This window comes from Caballeronia udeis (assembly GCF_044909315.1).
Classification (GTDB): domain Bacteria; phylum Pseudomonadota; class Gammaproteobacteria; order Burkholderiales; family Burkholderiaceae; genus Caballeronia; species Caballeronia udeis_A.
The window spans coordinates 16,961-36,036 of the sequence record NZ_JBIYEB010000034.1; the positions used below are offsets into that span (position 1 = coordinate 16,961).

The window sequence follows — 19,076 nt, forward strand, 5'->3', positions numbered from 1 at the left end:
CGACGAATGAACCAAAGACCTGATGGAGCAGCGCGCGGACGGGTTGGGTTGACTGCTTGCCCGAATGTTTGTACATTTATGTTAACGAATTTCGTACGGGATTCAACTATGTCATTCCGAACCCATGATGTGGTACCAATTAGTGAAGCCCGGTCACGCCTGACGGAGCTGGCGGAGGATGTGGTCGCAGGTGCCGAGAAGGTTCTGACGAAGAACGGCTCAGCGTACGTGGCGATTGTCGACGCACGGAAGCTGGATTATTACCACGCCCTCGAAGCAGAACACGGCCGACTGGTCATGCTGGATGACGCCGAGAGGGGTCTCCGGGACGCACTTGCTGGCCGGACCAAACCTCTGGCTGAACTGCGCGACACAATGCGGCGTCGTGCTCCGTCCAAGAAATGATGCGTGTTGATTTTGCGGAGACCCTGGAAGAACGGCTGGAGACGATTCAAGAGTTCTTGTTGGTGCAAGACGTGAGTTCAGCAGCAAGCAGGATGGAGGACTTGATGAGCGAGATCTACCGGTTCGGCGATCTCGTGGCAACCCATCCGAATATTGGCCGTCCAGCAGGCGTACTTGCCGCGAATTCGGTCGAGGGTCAGAGCCGGTTGGAACGCGTGCTGCGACTGGCCAGTGAAGCAAACCTGCCTGAACTGCGGGAATACATCATGCGCTCCTATCTGATTTTGTACGCACACTCGGACACGCGTGTGTTGTTGCTGTCCATTCGCCACCAGCGAGAGCTGGGATATGCGCCGGAAACAGAATAGGAATCAGAGCAACCCAGCCAGGATATCCCCTGAACGAGAAGCCGACCTTTAGCCGGACCTTTAGCCGGCGGTTTTCAGCAAAATTAATCCCGAGTCCGCCCAGCAGCTCCGCACGGCCTCATTCTGCCTTGTTTTCCGGTCTACTACGCCTCACGCCCGATAGGGGCCGGACGTCTGGCGTACGGTTTTCGGTGAAAGCTCGGGTTGTTCGGGTTGTAATACCCGGATTCGCCAGGCTGTGTGATATGGCTTTGAGGCTGTTGCGCCGGGTCGGGCACTGATCATCGCGGTTCTCCCTTCACCAGGCTCGATGCTGGACTTTTCTATAACAAATACGCAGTTGCGTGGTCAGTGCACTACCTCTCGCGACGCCTGCCCCACCGGCTTGTCGGGAGATCCCGTCGATAAGACGGGTTTGGTTGACGGGCGACATCGCTGCTTGAATACCCCCGTGTTCCGGCCGTCTTGAGCCGGCGCCTTCTGGGGGCAAGCCATGTCCAACAAACAAAACGAACCGCTCGTCATCCTGCGTCGGTGGCAGGTCGAGGCGAAGACGGGGCTGTCACGCTCGACCATCTACCGGCGCATGCGCGCGGGCACGTTTCCACTGCCGATACAGTTGGGTGGCCGGATTGTCGGATGGTATGCCGCCGAGATGGAACGGTTCCTCACGAACCCCGCCCGCTACCGGGCTCCGGTGCCGCAATGTCCGGACAATGCGGAGCCGAGGTCATGAGTCGCGACCTTGCTGCTACCACACTTGCCAGTCGCCTCGAGAACTGGGGAAACACGTCGCGCGGCACCTACGATCCGGTGGATGCGGCTCGGGTGACGAAAGCCTGGCAGACGTTGCATCCGAGGCATCGGGAGATGCTGAGGATGGTCTATCTCTGGCATGCCTGTAGCGAGGTTGTCTGCCGGCGACTGCGCATACCCCGGCGACCGGCGAAGCGCTTCGAACTGGAACTCGCGGCGGCGAGCCTGGCACTGGCGCAGGCTCTTGCCGGCAATAACCAGGAAGTCGGTACCAGAGGTCTACCTCCAGCCGGCGAAAAATGAGGCGCGCGACCCTCCTTGCGGACGATCGTGGCTCGGCTCACCAGCCGGCATTTCGGTGGTTGATGTCGTCAGCCTATGCCAACGTGGGTATGGACGCTCATGCACGTGAGATTTATTTTAGGAACACGTAGGAATACCTGGGAACATGTAGGTAAATGGAAAGAGCGCGAGGCGTCGGAGGGCTCTTGCATTGCACCGTGCGCTCGCCTAGAGTGAAGTCAACAATCTGATCCGGTCAACGTGCGAAGCACGACCGAGTACGCGTTAGCGGCCCCGAAGTACCGAAGTCACTGCGACGACGTGGTGTGCCGTAAGACAACCCAAAGCCTGCATCCGCAGGCTTTTCTGTTTTCTGGCCCCGATGGAACGATCCCCCGTTGAGCCTGCGGCCAGTCCCCAGGCGTCGCGGATTTTTTTCCATCGCCTGTGACTTCCTGGTGTCTCGGCCGGCCTGTCGATTGGGGATGACGGACCATGAAGACACTTCTGATTGCAGCGGAAAAAGGCGGTACCGGCAGGAGCGCACTGCTGTGCCAGCTCGCGCATTATCTGCGCCGGGTGCGTGGAGCCAGGGTACTGGTGCTTGATCTGGCGGAGCCCGCCTGCAGCGCAGCGTCGCTCACACGCACCGCCCAGGCGGTGATGCCTAGCGGCGAGCGTGTGCCCGTGAAGCCGCACGCGCAGACAGGCAGAGCGCGCGCACCTCGCATCCAGGTACTGCCGGCGCGCACAGTCCACGGACTCCGGTCGGCGGCGGGCGAGAGCAGCGCACGCTACTACGCAAACATGCGACACCTGCTGCGCGTGGTGGCGCCTTTCGTGGACGTCTGCCTGATCGACTGTCCGCCACTGCCCGACCCGCGCGCCGTGTGCGCTGAGGCAAACGCGGATGCGATGCTGAGTCCGATCGTGCTGTCAAGGGAAGCATTCGACAGTACACACGATCTGATGAATGGTCCGCACGGCGTGCGGAATGTTCGAGCGAGGCTCAATCCCGCGCTGCGTTTCTTCGGACTGTTGCCGAACATGGTGGAAGATACGCCGCTTCAGCGGGCGCAGGCGCGGGCGCTTCAGGCGCAAATGGGCGCGTGGCTGATACCGGATCCCCGCGACCCTGATGGCTATCTTCGGATGCCCCGCCTGGATGCGATTGCACAGGCACAGGCCGCAGGGGTGTCGGTGCTCGATATCGCCTGGAGCGACGCGGCAGCACGCCCCGCGTGGCGCGCGGTGCGCCACTGCTTTGATGAGATCGCGCTTCGGCTGGACTGCGTCGCAGCGTGCGGGCCGGGCACCGGCCCGGAGGGTGAATCTGCTGCTAACCCCGGTCCAACGGAGATGGCCCATGCGTAACGTATCGATTCGTTCATGGGCATCACGCCTCATGCGTTGCCTGGCTCCGGGATTTGCCTGCTTCATCGGCACCTGCGTGATCGCACCCAAGCTTGCCCTTGCCGACGACTGGGGCTGCCAGGTGATCCTCTGCCTCGCCAATCCGGGTGGCCCCGAACAGTACACCGAATGCGTGCCGCCGATCGAGAAACTCTGGCGAGCGTTGCGACATGGCGATCCGTTCCCGACGTGCGACTTCGGCGCAGGTGGCTCGCAGGGTACATCCGCGTCGAACACCTTCGCCAGTGCTGCGTATTGCCGCGAGGATCTTCTTTACTGGGGGGGACCGGAGAAGAGCGAGCTGCTCTGTGGTGCGCGCGGCGCGATCAACGTCGACATCGACGGCGAGCTCTATACGCGGGTCTGGTGGGACGCGGCTGGCGAGGACCGGACTATTACGGAATTCTACGGTGCCGGAAGTACCGAGGCACCCTACGACCCGACGCGGTCGGCCCGCCTGTTGATGGAGCGCATGCAACGCGAAGAGGGTGGTGAGGACGACGAGGCAGGGGGCCACTGATGATGGCCTTCGACTTCATCACGCTCGCGCAGCAGTGTGCCCCCCAGGTTTCGCCGGCAACAATGGCGGCGATCGTGCGCACCGAGTCCTCGTTTAACCCCTACGCCATCGGCGTGGTGCACGCCCGGCTGCTGCGCCAGCCAGCCAGCCTCGAGGAAGCCACGGCCACCGTGCGGGCACTCGAGGCGAGCGGGTGGGACTACAGCGTGGGCCTCGCACAGGTGAACCGGGCAAACTGGTCGCGCTATGGCATGAGTGTGCAGAACGCATTTGATCCCTGCCTCAACCTGGCCGCTGGTGCCGCAATTCTGCAGGACTGTTACGCACAGGCGCGCAAGTCGTGCTTCGACGTCCAGGGCGCACTGCGAGCGAGCCTGTCCTGTTACGCGAGCGGCGATTTCACGACGGGATACAGGACGGGATATGTGCAGCGCGTGGTCCAGAACGTGGCTGATAGCGTGTCCGCGCATCTGGTCCCCAGCGTACCGGCGATCGACCCGGCAGTGAGCCTGATCCCGGCGATCCCGGCGATTCCGGTCGTCCCGCTGGGTCGCGGTGGTTTTCCGCAGCGGGCGCAGCGCCCGATCCTGCTCCCGGCGCAACCGGCTTCTGCTGGTGGTCCGGGGCCACAGGTACCCCAGGGCAGTCCGCCGAGGTACCCGCAGGGCGATCCCGCGGACATCAGCGCGGTGGTGTTCTGAAGCATAGGTGAAGGCAAGAATCTCGTCATCGGCGTACAGGAGACTGTCATGAATTTAGTTATCCATATTGAAAATAATTCCGAAAAACGGATCTGCAGGATCCGGGATTTCGCCCGCTGGTTGGGAAAGCCTCTCACCGGCGCCGTCCTGGCAGCGCTGCTGGTCTCACCGGCCTACGCACAGCTCTCCCAGGTCAACACGCTGTTGACGACGATCCAGACGACGCTGCTCGGGGTGGGTGGCGTGGTGTGCTCGATATCGATCATCTGGGCCGGTTTCAAGATGATGTTCCAGCACGCCCGGTTCGGTGACATCGCGAATGTCTTCATCGGGGGTCTGTTCGTCGGCTGTGCGACGGTGATCGCCGCGATGCTGATCCCGACTTCCTGATCCTCGAGAAACGGAGCAGAACCATGAATGCGCTCAACGATCCCGTATTCAAGGGCTGCACCCGCCCCGCGACGCTCTGGGGCGTGCCACTCGTGTCCGCGCTGATGGTCGGAGGCGGCATGTTGATCCCGGCCATCTGGGCGCTGCTGGCGAGTCCCCCGGTCGGCGTGGGCATTCTGCTGCTGATGATCCCGGTATTCGTCGCGATGCGGGTGATTACGCGCAACGACGACCAGCGGCTCGCGCAACTGGCCTTGCTTCTGCGCATCGGCCTGCGGCAGCGCAACCGCCGGTTCTGGGGTGCGCATGCCTATGTGCCGGTGCGCCTGAAGAGGAGGGCATGAGATGCATGCCGATCCGAAGCTCTTGGCCGTGGCGAACCGGGAAGTGGTGCTTGCTAACTTCATTCCGTATTCGACGCATGTGACCGATCAGGTCATCCGCACCCGTGAGGGGGACTACCTGCGTGTCTGGAAGATCGCTGGCATTGCGTTCGAGGCGGCCGACCCTGCCGACATCCTCGCGCGCCATGAGGGATTCAACCAGTTGGTCCGGGGGCTGGCGGGCGGGCACGTGGGCCTTTGGGCACACCGGCTGCGCCGGCGCGTCACGGATCACTTCGCGACGCCGTACGCCAACCGGTTCTGCCAGGAATTGGCGACACGCTATTACGCGAGCTTTACCGGGTACCGGATGATGGCCAACGAGCTGTACCTGAGCGTCGTCTACCGGCCGAACCGGACGCGACTCGGGCGCCTCTTCAGCCAGGCCGCCCGGCGCACGCTGGACGACATCCGGCGTGACCAGCACGAGGCACTCAAGGTGATGGCCGACATCGCCGCACAGGTTGAATCGAGCCTCAAACCGTACGACCCGGTGGCGCTCGGGGTCAATACGAAGCAGATGCAGTACACCGGGCGAGCGCGCCGTTTTTCCACAGCGCTGGAATTTCTAGGCTATCTGGTCAATGCCGTGTGGGAGCCCGTGCCGGTGCCTTCCGGCATGATCCGCGAGGCGTTGCCGACCTCGAGGCTCTTCTTCCGTACTGAGAAAGTCGAAATTCGCATGCCGTCGGCAACCCGTTACGCCGCGTTGCTGGACCTGAAGGATTATCCACAGGAGACCGAGCCCGGCATGCTCAACGGGATGCTGTATGGGGACTTCGAATACATCGAGACCCAGAGCTTCACGATCCTTGATCGGCCCGCCGCCAAAGAGGCGCTTGAGCGGCAGCGCAACCAGCTCATGGCGGCCGAGGATGTGGCGGTGTCGCAAGTTGTTGCGATGGACCGGGCGCTCGACGAGCTGATCAATGGCGAGTTCGTCCTGGGCGAATATCACTATTCGCTCGCGGTGCTGGGCGAGACGCCGCATGAGGTGGCCAAGCACGTGGCAAAGGCCCGCACGCAACTGGCCGACGCGGGCTTTCAGGCTGCGCTGGTCGACCTGGTGGCGGACGCCGCGTGGTTCGCGCAACTGCCGGGTAACTGGCGCTACCGCCCACGTGAGGCGAAGCTGACCTCGCGCAACTTCTGCGGGCTTGCGAGCCTGCACAACTTCGCAACGGGCAAGCGCGAGGGCAATCCGTGGGGCGAGGCGATCACGATCGTCAAGACGCCAAGCGGCCAGCCGCTCTATCTCAATTTTCACGCGACACCCGGGAAGAAGAACTCGACCGATGAGAAGGCACTCGCCAATGTCCAGATCATCGGGCAGGCGGGCGCTGGCAAGACGGTGCTACAACTGATGCTGCTCGCGATGGCGATGAAGTTCGGCATTACTGCGGTGCTCTACGACAAGGACCGGGGCACCGAGATCGCGATCCGCGCGATGGGCGGCATCTATACCGTGTTCCGCCGGGGGGAGCCAACAGGGCTCAATCCCTTCCAGCTCGAGCCGGACGAATTCGTGATCGACTTCTGGGAGCGGCTCGTGCGCAAGCTGGTGGATCACGGGGTGCTGTTGCCGGCGAAGGACGAGATGGATATTTCGCGGGCCGTGCGTGAGGTGGCCCGCATGGAGAAGCCGCTGCGGCGTCTGTCGGTGGTGCGCCAACTGCTGCCCAACGTCGGGGAGAACAGCCTGCATGCGCGGCTCGCGAAATGGTGCGCGGGGGGCCGCTTGGGCTGGCTGCTCGACAATCCTCTGGACCGACTCGATTTTACCCGTGCGCGTCTCTTCGGCTTTGACGACACTGAGCTGCTCGACGATCCCGAAGTGTCGACGCCCCTCACGATGTACCTGCTGCATCTGACGCAAAGCCTCATCGATGGCCGGCGCTTCGTCTATGTGATGACGGAGTTCTGGAAGCGGCTCGGCGACCCGGTTTTCACGGACTTCGCGAAGAACAAGCAGAAGACGATCCGCAAGCAAAACGGACTGGGTATTTTTGATACCCAGTCACCGGCAGATGTGCTGCGCAGCGACATTGCGCGCGCGCTCATCGAGCAGACCGCGACGTTCTTCTTCCTGCCGAACCCGCGCGCCGATTATGACGATTATGTGCGCGGCTTCAAGCTGACCGAAGCCGAGTTCAACATCGTACGCAACCTCGGAGAAAACAGCCGGCTCTTTCTCTTCAAGCAGGGTCACCGCTCGGCGATCGGCCGCCTGGATCTTGCCAGTCTTGGCGATGTGCTCGATGTGCTCTCGGGCACGACCGATAACGTCGAGCTGCTCGACACCATCCGCGCCGAGGTGGGTGACGACCCGGATGACTGGTTGCCGGTCTTTCACGAGCGGCTTGCGAAGCGTCGGACAGCCGACGCACAGGTGTTCCCCGGTCTGTCGCCGCGCAAAGGGGGTGTGCGATGAGCGGGCTCTTTACCGCGGTCGGCGGCACGCTGGACAACGGCATGGGCACGTATGTGACGAATGTTTCGTCGGCGCTCTCCAGTGCACTCGTGCCGGCGGTCACCACGGCGGTCACGATCTGGGTTCTCGCATATGGTCTTGCGGTGGTGCGGGGTGAAGCGCATGAGTCGGTGCCCGCGTTTGCCTGGCGTGGCCTGAAACTGGCAATCATCCTCGCCTTCGCGCTCGGCACGGGCATCTACCAGGCGCAGGTCGTCACCGCCGTCAATGATGTCACGGCGGGACTCGCGCAGACGATCCAGAGTGCGGCCGCCAATACCGGAGCAGGCAACCCCGGATGCGGTTCGGTCAGCGGCAGCAGCGTGACTGGCTCGAGTGCGGCGGCCATCTATCAGACGCTCGACTGCTACGACCAGCAGATCGATCTTGTGATGGACGCCTACTTCGACCAGGCGATGCACGAAGGCTTCAGCGTAAGCGGCATCGTCGCGGGTGTTGGGGACTTCCTGTGCGGGCTTGTGGCGGCGCTCGGCGGTTCCATCTTCCTGATGGTCCTCGCATTCGAAGTCGTGATGGCGAGGATGCTGCTCGATCTAGTGCTTGGGCTTGGGCCGGCGTTCATCGCCTGCGGCGCGTTCGGCCCGACTGCACGCTTTTTCGAGGCGTGGACGGCGAAGCTCGCCAACTATGCGTTGCTGCAGGTACTGGTCGCCGCCTTTCTGGGCATGGCACTGACCGCTTTTTCGAGCGATCTCGCGACATTTCACGTGACCACGTCGGCACCTGACGCGAACGCGGCCAGCCTGGTTGCGAACGCCCAGCAGCGCCTGACCGGTGTGGCCACGCTTGCCTCGGCACTGGGCCTTTTCGTGACCGGTGCGTTCCTCGCCATGGTGGGCTGGCAACTGCCGGCGGTCGCCTCGGGCCTCGCTGGCGGCGCAACGCTGTCGGGTTTTGGGGCATTCGTCGCCGGTCTTGCCTCGCGCCAGGTGGTCGGGGGCTTCATGTCCGCGCTGCGCTGGGGACATGGCGAGCGGCGCCCGGGCGGCGCGATCGACAACCGTGGCGGCTTCGGCGGTGGTCCCGGGGGTAGCACCGGTGGTGCCCCGGGCGCCAGCGCTGAAGTGCCGGCGTATCAACGTGCGGCCCGTGAACATCTGGGTGGCCAGGGTGAGTGAAGCGAGGGCAAACATCATGAGCAAACCATACACACTGGTGCGCATTGCCGCAGCGGCGGTCCTCGCTGCTGCCTTCGTGGGGCCGGTTCATGCGCAGGGCATTCCGGTTTTCGACGCGCAGAACGTCGCGCAGGCCATCTCGACGGTCGCCCAGCTCGAACAGCAAGTCCAGCAGGAGATCCAGCTCTACCAGTCGATGAACGGGTCCCGCGGATTCGGCGCACTGCTCAGCAATCCGGTGCTGGCGAATTCCCTGCCGTCGAACTGGACGAGTGTCTATACGGCGATCCAGAACGGCGGCTATGCGGGTCTCACTGGCGGCGCGCAGGCGCTGCGCTCAGCAGGCGAGATCTACAACTGCGAGGACCAGAGCGGGATCGACCAGCAGGTCTGTCAGCGCGCGCTCAACAAGCCTTTCCAGGACAAGGCGTTCGGCATGCAGGCGTACCAGACCGAGCTTCAGGAACTGAACCAGATCCAGAGCCTGATGCAGCAGATCGATGTCACGCAGGATCCCAAAGGCGTTGCCGAACTGCAGGCCCGCATCCAGTCGGAGAGTACCGCGGTGGGTAACGAGATGACGAAGCTGCAGCTTTTCAGGATGCTCTCGGATACCGAGGATCGGCTGATCGCCGAGCAGCAGGGTGAGCTCGTGATGAGCCGGGCTGGCAACACGGCACGGTTGCAGGACCAGATGGTCCCGGCCACGTTCGGCAACTGAAGGAGCGCAGCATGAAGAATCTGATGGTAACCATGCTGATTTTCTGTTTAGTTATCCCTATCGAATCGTGTAGCGAGAATCCACCGAAACCGGTGTTGCCCGACGGCGCGCATCGTGTGCCGGTGAATCGTGTGCCACCGGTGCCGCCCGCGCCACCGGTGACATCGACGGATGGGGCGAGCTCATGAAAACCAGCCATGACTACCGGCGCGTGCTGGACATCGAGGCTTCGCTCACGGATATGCAGGCACGTTCCGAGCAGCGGGCATGGCATGTGGCCTACGCGGCAGTGGGCGTGGCCGCACTCAGCGCCGTGGCACTCGCGGTAATGGTCCCGTTCTACCGGGTGGTGCCGCTACCCATCGAGGTCGACCGTCTGACGGGCGAGTCACAGGTGATCGATGTGCTCGATGCGAAGCACGTGCATACGAGCGAGATCCAGGACAAGCACTGGGTCGACGTCTATGTGCGCTCGCGCGAGCGCTATGACTGGGGCCTGCTGCAGATGGACTACGACCGGGTGCTCGACATGAGCGCGGATACGGTCGCACGGGATTACCGCCAGATCTACAGCGGCCCGGATGCACTTGACCGGCGACTCGGTGCCGGCACCGAGCGCCGCATCCGGATCCTGTCGACCACGCTGCCACCGGACGAACCCGGGCGGGCGGTGGTGCATATCGAGTGCACCACGCGCAAACATGGCGAGGACAACGCCGAACCGGCACAGCGCTTCGTGGTCACGCTCGCCTACACCTACCGGCCGCCGGTGTTCACGCGGGAGAGAACGGCGGTCGAAAACCCGTTTGGCTTCACGGTGACGGCCTACAGCCGCGATCCCGAATACACACCACCCACGCCACCGGCCTCGTCATCTGCACAGGGAGGTGCCCGATGAATCCGCGCTTGCTGATTGTGGCGATATTCGCCTCGCTGGCGACCCAGCTTGCACACGCCTACGACGTGCCCGGCTGGTCACGCGATTCGCGTGTGCGCCAGGTGCTGTACCGCGCGGATGAGGTGGTGCGCATCGACGCACAGCGCGGCTTTGCCACCCATATCGCGCTCGATGCGCATGAACGGATTCTGGTGGTCGCCCCAGGAGACCGCGACGGCTGGCAGGTCGTGGCGAACCGGGGCGATCACGACGTGTGGCTCAAGCCCCAGCTTGCCGCACACGACACGAATCTGGAAATTCGTACCGACCAGCGCAGCTACAGCTTCGATCTCGTGGTGCTGCCCCTGAAGGCGAAGTTTGCCAATGACGAGGAGGTGTACCGCGTCACGTTCAGCTATCCGGATGAGGTACAGGAAAAAGCCCGCACCGATGCGGATCGGGCACTTGTGCAGCAGCGCCTTGCACAGCCGCCGGTTGTGCGCAATGCCCGCTACTCGATGCAGGTCATGCCGCACTCGGACGACATTGCGCCGGTTGCCGCATGGGACGACGGACGGTTCACGTATCTGCGCATCCCCAACAACCGCCGCATTCCCGCGATCTTCCGGGTCGCGGAGGATGGCAGCGAGAGCGTGGTGGACCGGCACATGGAGGGCGACGTCATCGTCGTGCATGAGCTTGCACAGCGCTTCGTGCTGCGGCTCGCTGATGAGGCGGTGGGCATCTGGAACGACGCCTACGACATGGATGGCGTTCCACCGGAGGATGGAACGACGGTTCGCGGCGTGAATCGCGTCTTGCGGAGTGACGGCCATGAGTGACGATACCCCGCGCAACCTGATCGAGCCGGACGCTCCCGCTGAGCGCAGCCGCAATCCTGATAATCCGGGCAACCTGGAGCATCCGGCCATTGCCGAATGGACTGACCACACTCCGCCCGAGCGCGGCATGCCGCAACTGGGGCAACACGGCAGTGGTCGTCCACGTGCGTGGTGGCTGACGCCGCTCGCCATCGTGGCGATCGTAGTCGCCGGGGCGGTCTGGAGTGTGCACGGCTTTCTGGCACGGCACGACGCGGCGGCCCAGGCCCGACGCAATGCCGCCCTCGACCAGCCGGTGCAGGGAAGGATCTTCGGCGACCAGCCGGCGTCGGCCACCGCAATCCCGGCATCGGCTGCGCACCTCGCGAGCATACCTGTGGGTCGGGACACACCCGCTTCCGCGGTGGTGGTCATGCGCTCGCCGGCGAATTCCGCGCGCGTGCCGACCGGGCGCAGCTACTACGACGCGCCGTTACTGGCGACAGGCGGCTCAAGCAGTTCCGGGACACTGGAGAGCGCCATGGCCGGCACGCCGCAGAGCGGTGCCGGCACGCTTGCGCCGGCGTCCGTGTCGAGCAGCGTGAGTACACCCATTGCCGAGCATGGGCAAGCCGGCAGTCCGCTTGGACAGGCGCTGACGCCCACGTTGACACCCCGGGTCACGGCGGGGCTCCTCGGCAATCGCAGCCTGGTTCTGGCCCAGGGCGCGAAGATCGACTGTGTGGGGGATACCGCCTTCGATTCGACGGAAGCCGGCATCTCCACTTGCACGGTCACCCGGAACGTGTATTCGGATAACGGGCGCGTGGTGCTCATCGAGCGTGGCTCGCAGATCAACAGCGAATACCGCTCCAATGTGGCGCCGGGGCACACGCGTGTATTCGTCCTCTCAGCCAGGATCAGGACACCCCATGGCGTGACGGTCGAGATTGACTCGCCGGCTGCTGACGCGCTGGGACGCATGGGTGTTGGTGGTTACGTGAACAATCATTGGGGCGAGCGCATTGGCGCGGCGATGCTGCTCGGGATGACCCAGGATGCAATCGGTTACCTCGCGACGCGGGGCGGCAACAGCAATGGATCCGTCGTCTTCGAGAACACGCAGCAGCAGGGCAACGACATGGCCACGCGCGTACTCGACAGCACGATCAACATCCCGCCGACGCTCACGCAGAACCAGGGTGCGGAATTCACGATCATCGTCGCACGGGATTTGGATTTCAGCACGGTTTATGCGTTGCAGCCGGAGGCGCTCCGATGAACACGCGCGCATCCATACCAGAGCGGCCTGACGAAGTGCTGCTCGCGCGCCTGCCCGACGATGCGTCGGTGCGTGAGCTGATGCGCCCGTTTGCGCCGCTGCTCGATGACACAGATGTGACCGAGCTGGTGATCAATCGCCCTCAGCGCGTGTTGACCGAGACGCATCTCGGCTGGCGTGCGCACGACTATCCCGATCTCGACTTCGAGAGGCTAATGTCGTTCGCGGTGGCCATTGCGACGCTTACCAGCCAGGCAGTGTCGGCCGAGCACCCGTTGCTTTCGGCGCTGCTGCCAGGCGACGCACGCATCCAGATCGTGGTGCCGCCAGTGGTGCCGCCGCGCACCGTGTCGATCACGATCCGCCGGCCCTCTTCAAAAGCGAAGACGCTCAGCAGCTATCGCGCCGAGGGCCTGTTTGACGACACGTCGTGGCTTCGTCCGGCGGCGCTCGATGACGACGCCGTCGGATTGCTGCGGACATCGGACCGGCATCTCGTACACCGGCTCGACGAGCATGACTTTGCGGCCTTCTTCGAGCGCGCGGTCACAGATCGGCTGAACATCGTGATCGTCGGCAGTACGGGATCGGGCAAGACCAGCTTCATGAAGACACTGTGCCAGCACATCCCTGCGGGCGAACGCATCGTGACCATCGAGGATGTCCGGGAGCTACTCATCCGTCATATCGAGAACTGCGTGCATCTCGTCTACAGCAAGGGTGGCCACGGTCAGGCGCGGGTGACGCCCGCGGCCCTGATCGCCAGCACGATGCGCATGCGTCCTGACCGCGTACTGCTGGCCGAGTTGCGCGGGGCGGAAGCGTACGACTTCCTCAAGCTGCTGACGACTGGACATTCCGGTTCCATCACGAGCTACCACGCCTCCAGCGCAGCGGTTGCCATCGAGCGGTTTGCGCTGATGGCGAAGGAACATCCCGAAGCGAGTGCCTACGACGATGCGGCGCTCAAGCGCTTGCTGTTTCTCACGATCGATGTAGTGGCGCACATGGAGGCGCAGCCGGTGTTCGACGAGACCGGCACGCAGACCGCAAAGCGCTGGGCGATGACCGAGATCTGGTTCGATCCGGTGCGCCGATACCGAGCCGCGCTCGGGTAACCGGAGATTGAAAGGAGGATTCCCGATGAAAGCATCAATGCCGAATCCCGCTGGACAGTCCGTCGTGCAGCCTGGCGTGCAGGGCCGCGCCACGTCTGCCACAACAGCGATGATGATGCCGGCCGAGCGGTCTGAAAGTCAGTCACCAGGTCGGCATGAACTCTGGTATCACGCCCGCCGCGGCGCGATCACGCTGATGGTAGTGGCCGTATTCGTCGCCGGTCTCGCGGCCGCCATGTGGTTCGCCTCGTTTTTCCTGTACGCGAGCCTGCGGGTCAATCCGTTGCATGCGGGGATGTGGGGCTGGTTCGACGCAGCGCGGGCCTGGTGCGCGGGTGGCCTGCCGAAGGAAGGCCGGCGGATCGCCGGTTCCGCGCTGTTCGGGCTGCTTCTGGGGTATGGTGCGCCAGGTGCCGCTGCATACGCCCTCTGGGGTCCCTCCGGCCGACGGCATCTGTATGGCAGTGCGCGCTTTGCGAGCGAAGCGGAAATCCGCGCGGCGGGGCTGTTGTGAACACGCCCACGATTCGCAATGCCGGTCCCGCGCTCGTTGTCGGCGTGTGGCGAGGACGTTATCTGCGCTTTGCCGGACAGCAGTTCGTGCTGCTCTCCGCGCCGGCGCGCTCGGGCAAGGGCGTGGGCATCGTGATCCCAAACCTGCTCAGCTACCCCGACTCGGTTGTCGTGCTCGATATCAAGCAGGAGAACTACAGGGTCACCGCCGGGTTCCGGCGTGCACACGGTCAGGCGGTCTATCTGTTCAATCCGTTCGCCGAGGATGGCCGCACGCACCGGTACAACCCGCTGTCGGCGATCTCGGGCGGCTTATTTCGCGTGGGAGACATCCTCGCCATCGGCTACGCACTGTATCCGGTCGGCGGTCACGACGACTTCTGGAAGGACCAGGCGCGCAATCTCTTTCTCGGTATTGTGCTGCTCCTGTGCGAGTGGCGAGAGGCGCGCCGCGCAGGCAACATGGATGTGCCGGACCATCCGGTCACCATGGGTGAGGTTCTGCGGCAGTCCTCGGGCAACGGCATGCCGATGAAGGCGTACCTGCAGAGTGCGCTGCTGCAGCACCGCAGCCTCCTGAGTGGCCCCTGTGTCGATGCACTGAACCGATTTCTCGCGAACGACGACAAGGTGCTCGCGAGCATCCTAGCGACCTTCAACGCGCCGCTCACGATCTGGGCCAACCCCATTGTCGATGCGGCGACGAGCGCCAACGACTTCGATCTGCGCGACGTGAGAAAGCGTCGCATGTCCGTCTATATCGGCATCACGCCGGATCACCTAAGCGAGGCGGCGCTGCTGGTCAACCTCGTGTTCTCGCAACTGGTCAATCTCAATACGAAGGAGTTGCCGGAAGGCAATCCCGCGCTGAAATTCCAGTGCCTGCTGCTGATGGACGAATTCACCTCGATCGGCAAGATCCAGATCATCGCGCGGGCCGTCCCTTACATGGCGGGGTTCAACCTGCGCATGCTGTCGATCGTGCAGTCGGTCTCGCAGCTTGAGTCGGTGTACGGGCGAGCCGATGCGCGCACGTTCGTGACGAACCACGCGATGCAGATCCTCTATGCGCCGCGCGAGCAGAAGGATGCAAACGAATATTCGGAAATGCTCGGCACCTTCACCGACAAGTCGCGCAGCGTGAGCCGCTCGAATGCGATCTTCGGTGGCCGGGGCGGCTCGAGCGAGAGCATCTCCGAGCAGCGCCGGCCGCTGCTTCTGCCACAGGAGCTCAAGGAGCTCGGGCGCGGCAAGCAAATCATCGTGCTCGAGAACACCAAGCCCATCCTCGCCGATAAGATCTGCTACTGGCGTGATCCTGCCTTTACCGCCCGCCTTGCGGCGCCACCGAAGGTCGCGGCGATGGATCTCGTGCACTTTGCCGCGCAGACCGAACGGCGCCTGCGCGACCTTGATCCGTCAGAGCTCGATGCTGCCGGAACGGGACTCATCAGTGTGCCCGTCGAACATCTGGAGGTGCTGCAGGCCTGGGATCCACGCGACCTGCCAGCGCATCTGGCCGAGCTCAGCGAGGACGACGTGAGTGCCTATGTCGAGCGGCATTTCATGCTGCTGGGTGTGCCACGCGATCGCATTGTGGCGGCGAGGCACACGCTTTCGCTGTCCAAGCTGGACGTGGCGGAATTGCGCGCGGCTTCGGCTGTCGGGAAACGGCGCACGGGCGGCAACGCGAGCGGGCTAAAGGACGAGGCCGGCCCGGCAGCGCGAGCGGATCGCAAGGCGGGGCGCAGGCGTGAGTCCGGGCATGAGTCGATGCATGAGTCGAACGTTGGGTCGACCACGGGAGACCGTTGATGAACGCACCCTACGTCGATGAAACGAATCGTGTTCGTGCCGCGCTCGCGATGATCCCGGCCGATGACTACGCCACTTGGGTGGACATGGCGTTCGCCGTCAGGCAGGGGCCGGGTAATGCGGGCTTTGAAATCTGGGATGAATGGAGTCGCAGCGCGCAAAACTACAACGAGCGTGCGGCGCGCACGACTTGGCGCTCGGCCCGCGCGTCGGGTGGCAAGACGCTCGCTTCCCTTTTCTGGCTCGCTCAGCAGCACGGCGTTGATGTCAAGGCCTCGCGTGTGCTGGGCACTGTCCCTACGGCCTCGCCGGGTCCGGACCGCGAGGAATTCGCACGTCGCAGCCGGGAGGCGGCACAGGAGGTGGCACGCGAAGAGGCCCGTGTGCGCGCGCGCCACGCGGCTGTGGCCCAGATCGCGGTGTCGATCTGGGAATGGGCGCGGCCCGTTGCGCCCGAGCATCCGTACCTCGTGCGCAAGCAGCTCGAACCGGTTGCAGCGTTGCGCGAACTCGAGGCACTCGAGCTGAAGGCGCTGCTTGGCTACATGCCGCTGAGTGCAGAAGAACCGCTCGCGGGCCGTGTGCTTATTGTGCCGGCGCGGGTTGGGGATGCGATGACGACGCTCGAGTTGATCGACGGTACGGGACGTAAATCGTCACTGGCCGGTGGTGCAAAAAAGGGCGGCTACTGGGTGAGCGGACCTTTGACGGCAGACGCGGGCAGCACGCCGATCCTGATCGCGGAGGGCATGGCGACGGCACTGTCAGCACATCGGGCGACCGACTGGGTTGCGGTGGCGGCGCTGTCGGCCGGCAACCTGCCACGAGTTGCGTCAGACCTGCGTGAGCGATACCCGCGTGCCCCGCTCATCGTCCTTGGAGAACCCGGCAAGGCAGAGAGCTTTGCGCGCCAAGCCGCGCAGGCCGGGCAGGCGTCTCTCGAATTGCCGTTGTTTGCCCCGGATGCGCGAATCGACGGCATGCTGCCGACTGATTTCAACGACATGGCGGTGTTATCTGGTCTGGATGTCGTCGGTGATCTTTTACGCGACGCCGCAGGCAGGATCAATAGGGACCCCCCCGCGGTGACCGGTGCAGCACCCGGTGCCGATGCAGGGTGGGCGGCTCGCGGTACAGCGGTTGAATCGATGGAGGACGCAGACATGGGACGCGTGAAAGAGGAACTGACTGACGCAATGACGGATGAAGTCGCAGGCACTAAGCGGCGCAGGACGCACCGTAGGCAGCACACACGTGATGCGCCGGTGCAGAACGCGCCGCTGGAGGCGGGGTCGTCCGGTGTGCCGCAGCGGGATGCCGGTCGCGCAGGCGCGGACACGGACAGCGGGCTTGCATTCGCACAGGACGCGCAGGACGCACAGGACGCACAGGACGCACAGGACGCACAGGACGCACAGGACGCACAGGACGCGGGCCACCCGGATCAGGCGCAATCCCGCGCGGCACCGCGCCGCGGGATTGGGCAGGCGTTGTACGGCTTGGATGATGTGCCTGGCGAAATCCGGGCGCTGGCGCAGCACCGGTTCGGCGCACAGATCCGGATGGCGACGCCGCGTGAGAACGGCGGCCCCTATCGCGGCGAGGTGTTGAACACCGAACACTACGTGATCCAGGAGGTGGCGACGCGAAGCGTGGTGTTCCACCGAAAGGACCACATGGAATTCGTCTCGGATCGGCTGAAGTGGATGGACCAGAATCACCGGATGAATGGCGCGGAGGTGCAGATTGGCTACGACGGTGACCGGCCGAAGGTCTATCCGTGGGACCGTGCGCGCGAGCAGCTTGAACGCGTGGTGGCGTCGCTGAAGAAATCGGCGCGCGAGGCAGGTTTCGGCATGGACCTCGATCCGACGCTCGAGCAGTTGCAGGCGGTCTCGTGGACACGGTTTCGTGAGGCGCGTGCCGTAGCGCTCGCGCAAGCCCGTGAGCGTGCGGGCCGCGAGCCTGGTGGAAATCCCGACCGGTAGGCGTGTCTTCAATCGGGCAGGGTCCGGGCAAGCGGGAACGGACCATACGAGGGTAGATCATGAGCGAAACGAGTTTGACTGAGAGCGTAGCGCACGACCCACTGATCAACGTGATCGAGCGGGCACCGTTGCCAAAAGAGGGCGGCGCGGGTGGAACGGGTGAAAGCCTGGACCGCGCGGCGGCAGAGGCAATGGATGCGCGCCTGCGCCGCGAATTCGATGCGTTGCGGGCGCGTCTGCGTGAGCAGGCGATGCGCAACGATCCTGGGCAGACGCAACCCGCAGATTGCCGGACCCAAGCCGCAGATCGGGCCTCGGCACCGCTTGGAGAGGTACCGGTGCGTGTGCGCAAGCGTTATCTGCGGGTGGGCAACCAGTATTTCCTGAAGGATGCACCGTATCAGATGGCATTCGAGGATCTCGGGCCGTACCTGGTGAGCCAGCACAGCCGGCCCGACGTGGTCGAGTCGTTGGTGGAAATGGTCAAGGCGAAATCGTGGAAGCGGATCCTCGTTTCTGGACACGAGGCGTTCCGGCGCGAAGTCTGGCTGCAGGCGACGCTGCTTGGTCTTCAGGTGAGTGGTTACCAGCCGAAGGCGGCCGATCTCGCACACCCTAGCGAGAGTCGGCGCGAACTCATGAGCAGCCGTGTCGCGTATGCCGGGGAGATTCTCCCGCGCGCGAATGGCACGCGTCGGCCGACGTCCGGGCCCCAGTCGGAGCGTCAGTTGGGGCGCGGGGCGGGGCGTGATTCCGAGCGTGAATCGCCTGCCGATGCGCGAGCCGGTAGCCCTGCGGTTTCTCGAACGCCGCATCCGGGCCGTTTCGGGGATGCTGTCGATGCTCAGCGGGCAATGCAGATGGCAGTCATCGTCGCGGCCATGCGTGCACAGGGGTTCAGTGACCGGTCAATCGGGCGGGTGGAACTGCACGCCGGGAAGCTCTACGACACGTTTCGCGCCGAGGGCATACGTGTACCCATACCGAGGGTGTTTGATCCGAAGGCACCGTCCATGCGTTTGCGCGCACCGCGACCGGCGCCTGGGCGGCCGGCCGAGCGTGAGATCAAGCGTACGCCGTCCGGGCCTGAGCAGCCGTCGCTGTAGGAGAATTC

The 19,076-nt window shown here is 64.0% G+C and carries 21 protein-coding genes; all 21 read left to right on the forward strand.

Going from position 1 to position 19,076, the window contains the following annotated elements; genetic code table 11:
- The first annotated feature begins 108 nt into the window (after positions 1–108).
- The 21 genes from ABH944_RS36905 to ABH944_RS37005 all read left to right on the forward strand — a co-directional run bounded on the left by ABH944_RS36905 (position 109) and on the right by ABH944_RS37005 (position 19,068).
- A complete protein-coding gene (locus tag ABH944_RS36905; protein ID WP_404614363.1) occupies positions 109–405 on the forward strand; it encodes a type II toxin-antitoxin system Phd/YefM family antitoxin in 297 nt (98 codons plus the stop codon).
- Positions 405–773 (forward strand): type II toxin-antitoxin system RelE/ParE family toxin, encoded by a 369-nt coding sequence (locus ABH944_RS36910; protein WP_404614415.1) that lies wholly within the window; start codon positions 405–407, stop codon positions 771–773. The genes ABH944_RS36905 and ABH944_RS36910 overlap by 1 nt, the downstream gene beginning before the upstream one ends.
- A 493-nt stretch (positions 774–1,266) precedes the next feature.
- Positions 1,267–1,509: a helix-turn-helix transcriptional regulator gene (locus ABH944_RS36915; protein ID WP_404614365.1), complete on the forward strand. Its 243-nt coding sequence runs from the start codon at positions 1,267–1,269 to the stop codon at positions 1,507–1,509.
- Positions 1,506–1,832: a hypothetical protein gene (locus tag ABH944_RS36920; protein ID WP_404614367.1), complete on the forward strand. Its 327-nt coding sequence runs from the start codon at positions 1,506–1,508 to the stop codon at positions 1,830–1,832. The genes ABH944_RS36915 and ABH944_RS36920 overlap by 4 nt, the downstream gene beginning before the upstream one ends.
- 474 nt (positions 1,833–2,306) lie before the next feature.
- On the forward strand, positions 2,307–3,185 hold the full coding sequence (locus ABH944_RS36925) for a ParA family protein (RefSeq protein ID WP_404614369.1): 879 nt from the start codon (positions 2,307–2,309) through the stop codon (positions 3,183–3,185).
- A gap of 31 nt (positions 3,186–3,216) precedes the next feature.
- On the forward strand, positions 3,217–3,744 hold the full coding sequence (locus tag ABH944_RS36930; protein WP_404614417.1) for a hypothetical protein: 528 nt from the start codon (positions 3,217–3,219) through the stop codon (positions 3,742–3,744).
- A gap of 2 nt (positions 3,745–3,746) precedes the next feature.
- Complete coding sequence (locus ABH944_RS36935) at positions 3,747–4,445, forward strand: lytic transglycosylase domain-containing protein (RefSeq protein WP_404614419.1); 699 nt, start codon at positions 3,747–3,749, stop codon at positions 4,443–4,445.
- Positions 4,446–4,493: 48 nt separating this feature from the next.
- Positions 4,494–4,835 carry a TrbC/VirB2 family protein gene (locus ABH944_RS36940; RefSeq protein WP_404614371.1) on the forward strand — a complete coding sequence of 114 codons (342 nt, stop codon included), beginning with the start codon at positions 4,494–4,496 and terminating at the stop codon, positions 4,833–4,835.
- A gap of 23 nt (positions 4,836–4,858) precedes the next feature.
- Positions 4,859–5,179 (forward strand): VirB3 family type IV secretion system protein, encoded by a 321-nt coding sequence (locus tag ABH944_RS36945; protein WP_404614373.1) that lies wholly within the window; start codon positions 4,859–4,861, stop codon positions 5,177–5,179.
- 1 nt (position 5,180) lies between these two features.
- Positions 5,181–7,649 carry a VirB4 family type IV secretion/conjugal transfer ATPase gene (locus ABH944_RS36950; protein ID WP_404614375.1) on the forward strand — a complete coding sequence of 823 codons (2,469 nt, stop codon included), beginning with the start codon at positions 5,181–5,183 and terminating at the stop codon, positions 7,647–7,649.
- Positions 7,646–8,827: a TrbL/VirB6 family protein gene (locus ABH944_RS36955; protein WP_404614377.1), complete on the forward strand. Its 1,182-nt coding sequence runs from the start codon at positions 7,646–7,648 to the stop codon at positions 8,825–8,827. Before ABH944_RS36950 ends, ABH944_RS36955 begins: the two co-directional genes overlap by 4 nt.
- 16 nt (positions 8,828–8,843) lie before the next feature.
- Positions 8,844–9,548 carry a P-type DNA transfer protein VirB5 gene (virB5, locus tag ABH944_RS36960; protein ID WP_404614379.1) on the forward strand — a complete coding sequence of 235 codons (705 nt, stop codon included), beginning with the start codon at positions 8,844–8,846 and terminating at the stop codon, positions 9,546–9,548.
- A gap of 11 nt (positions 9,549–9,559) precedes the next feature.
- Positions 9,560–9,736 carry a hypothetical protein gene (locus ABH944_RS36965; RefSeq protein ID WP_404614381.1) on the forward strand — a complete coding sequence of 59 codons (177 nt, stop codon included), beginning with the start codon at positions 9,560–9,562 and terminating at the stop codon, positions 9,734–9,736.
- On the forward strand, positions 9,733–10,446 hold the full coding sequence (locus ABH944_RS36970; RefSeq protein ID WP_404614383.1) for a VirB8 family type IV secretion system protein: 714 nt from the start codon (positions 9,733–9,735) through the stop codon (positions 10,444–10,446). The genes ABH944_RS36965 and ABH944_RS36970 overlap by 4 nt, the downstream gene beginning before the upstream one ends.
- On the forward strand, positions 10,443–11,267 hold the full coding sequence (virB9, locus tag ABH944_RS36975; RefSeq protein ID WP_404614385.1) for a P-type conjugative transfer protein VirB9: 825 nt from the start codon (positions 10,443–10,445) through the stop codon (positions 11,265–11,267). Before ABH944_RS36970 ends, virB9 begins: the two co-directional genes overlap by 4 nt.
- Positions 11,260–12,528, forward strand: coding sequence for a type IV secretion system protein VirB10 (virB10, locus tag ABH944_RS36980; RefSeq protein WP_404614387.1), 1,269 nt, complete (start codon positions 11,260–11,262; stop codon positions 12,526–12,528). Before virB9 ends, virB10 begins: the two co-directional genes overlap by 8 nt.
- On the forward strand, positions 12,525–13,646 hold the full coding sequence (gene virB11 / locus ABH944_RS36985) for a P-type DNA transfer ATPase VirB11 (RefSeq protein WP_404614388.1): 1,122 nt from the start codon (positions 12,525–12,527) through the stop codon (positions 13,644–13,646). The genes virB10 and virB11 overlap by 4 nt, the downstream gene beginning before the upstream one ends.
- A 25-nt stretch (positions 13,647–13,671) precedes the next feature.
- Complete coding sequence (locus ABH944_RS36990; protein WP_404614390.1) at positions 13,672–14,160, forward strand: hypothetical protein; 489 nt, start codon at positions 13,672–13,674, stop codon at positions 14,158–14,160.
- The gene (locus tag ABH944_RS36995; RefSeq protein ID WP_404614392.1) at positions 14,157–15,974 is read left to right on the forward strand and encodes a type IV secretory system conjugative DNA transfer family protein; all 1,818 of its coding nucleotides are present in this window, start codon (positions 14,157–14,159) and stop codon (positions 15,972–15,974) included. Before ABH944_RS36990 ends, ABH944_RS36995 begins: the two co-directional genes overlap by 4 nt.
- Positions 15,974–17,962: a PriCT-2 domain-containing protein gene (locus ABH944_RS37000; RefSeq protein ID WP_404614394.1), complete on the forward strand. Its 1,989-nt coding sequence runs from the start codon at positions 15,974–15,976 to the stop codon at positions 17,960–17,962. Before ABH944_RS36995 ends, ABH944_RS37000 begins: the two co-directional genes overlap by 1 nt.
- A gap of 59 nt (positions 17,963–18,021) precedes the next feature.
- Positions 18,022–19,068, forward strand: coding sequence for an LPD7 domain-containing protein (locus tag ABH944_RS37005; protein ID WP_404614396.1), 1,047 nt, complete (start codon positions 18,022–18,024; stop codon positions 19,066–19,068).
- Positions 19,069–19,076 lie beyond the last annotated feature (8 nt).

Coding starts and splice junctions, on each gene's coding strand:
- ABH944_RS36905 (WP_404614363.1), top strand. CDS start 109: ATGTCATTCCGAACCCATGATGTGGTACCAATTAGTGAAGCCCGGTCA.
- ABH944_RS36910 (WP_404614415.1), top strand. CDS start 405: ATGCGTGTTGATTTTGCGGAGACCCTGGAAGAACGGCTGGAGACGATT.
- ABH944_RS36915 (WP_404614365.1), top strand. CDS start 1,267: ATGTCCAACAAACAAAACGAACCGCTCGTCATCCTGCGTCGGTGGCAG.
- ABH944_RS36920 (WP_404614367.1), top strand. CDS start 1,506: ATGAGTCGCGACCTTGCTGCTACCACACTTGCCAGTCGCCTCGAGAAC.
- ABH944_RS36925 (WP_404614369.1), top strand. CDS start 2,307: ATGAAGACACTTCTGATTGCAGCGGAAAAAGGCGGTACCGGCAGGAGC.
- ABH944_RS36930 (WP_404614417.1), top strand. CDS start 3,217: ATGCGTTGCCTGGCTCCGGGATTTGCCTGCTTCATCGGCACCTGCGTG.
- ABH944_RS36935 (WP_404614419.1), top strand. CDS start 3,747: ATGGCCTTCGACTTCATCACGCTCGCGCAGCAGTGTGCCCCCCAGGTT.
- ABH944_RS36940 (WP_404614371.1), top strand. CDS start 4,494: ATGAATTTAGTTATCCATATTGAAAATAATTCCGAAAAACGGATCTGC.
- ABH944_RS36945 (WP_404614373.1), top strand. CDS start 4,859: ATGAATGCGCTCAACGATCCCGTATTCAAGGGCTGCACCCGCCCCGCG.
- ABH944_RS36950 (WP_404614375.1), top strand. CDS start 5,181: ATGCATGCCGATCCGAAGCTCTTGGCCGTGGCGAACCGGGAAGTGGTG.
- ABH944_RS36955 (WP_404614377.1), top strand. CDS start 7,646: ATGAGCGGGCTCTTTACCGCGGTCGGCGGCACGCTGGACAACGGCATG.
- virB5 (WP_404614379.1), top strand. CDS start 8,844: ATGAGCAAACCATACACACTGGTGCGCATTGCCGCAGCGGCGGTCCTC.
- ABH944_RS36965 (WP_404614381.1), top strand. CDS start 9,560: ATGAAGAATCTGATGGTAACCATGCTGATTTTCTGTTTAGTTATCCCT.
- ABH944_RS36970 (WP_404614383.1), top strand. CDS start 9,733: ATGAAAACCAGCCATGACTACCGGCGCGTGCTGGACATCGAGGCTTCG.
- virB9 (WP_404614385.1), top strand. CDS start 10,443: ATGAATCCGCGCTTGCTGATTGTGGCGATATTCGCCTCGCTGGCGACC.
- virB10 (WP_404614387.1), top strand. CDS start 11,260: ATGAGTGACGATACCCCGCGCAACCTGATCGAGCCGGACGCTCCCGCT.
- virB11 (WP_404614388.1), top strand. CDS start 12,525: ATGAACACGCGCGCATCCATACCAGAGCGGCCTGACGAAGTGCTGCTC.
- ABH944_RS36990 (WP_404614390.1), top strand. CDS start 13,672: ATGAAAGCATCAATGCCGAATCCCGCTGGACAGTCCGTCGTGCAGCCT.
- ABH944_RS37000 (WP_404614394.1), top strand. CDS start 15,974: ATGAACGCACCCTACGTCGATGAAACGAATCGTGTTCGTGCCGCGCTC.
- ABH944_RS37005 (WP_404614396.1), top strand. CDS start 18,022: ATGAGCGAAACGAGTTTGACTGAGAGCGTAGCGCACGACCCACTGATC.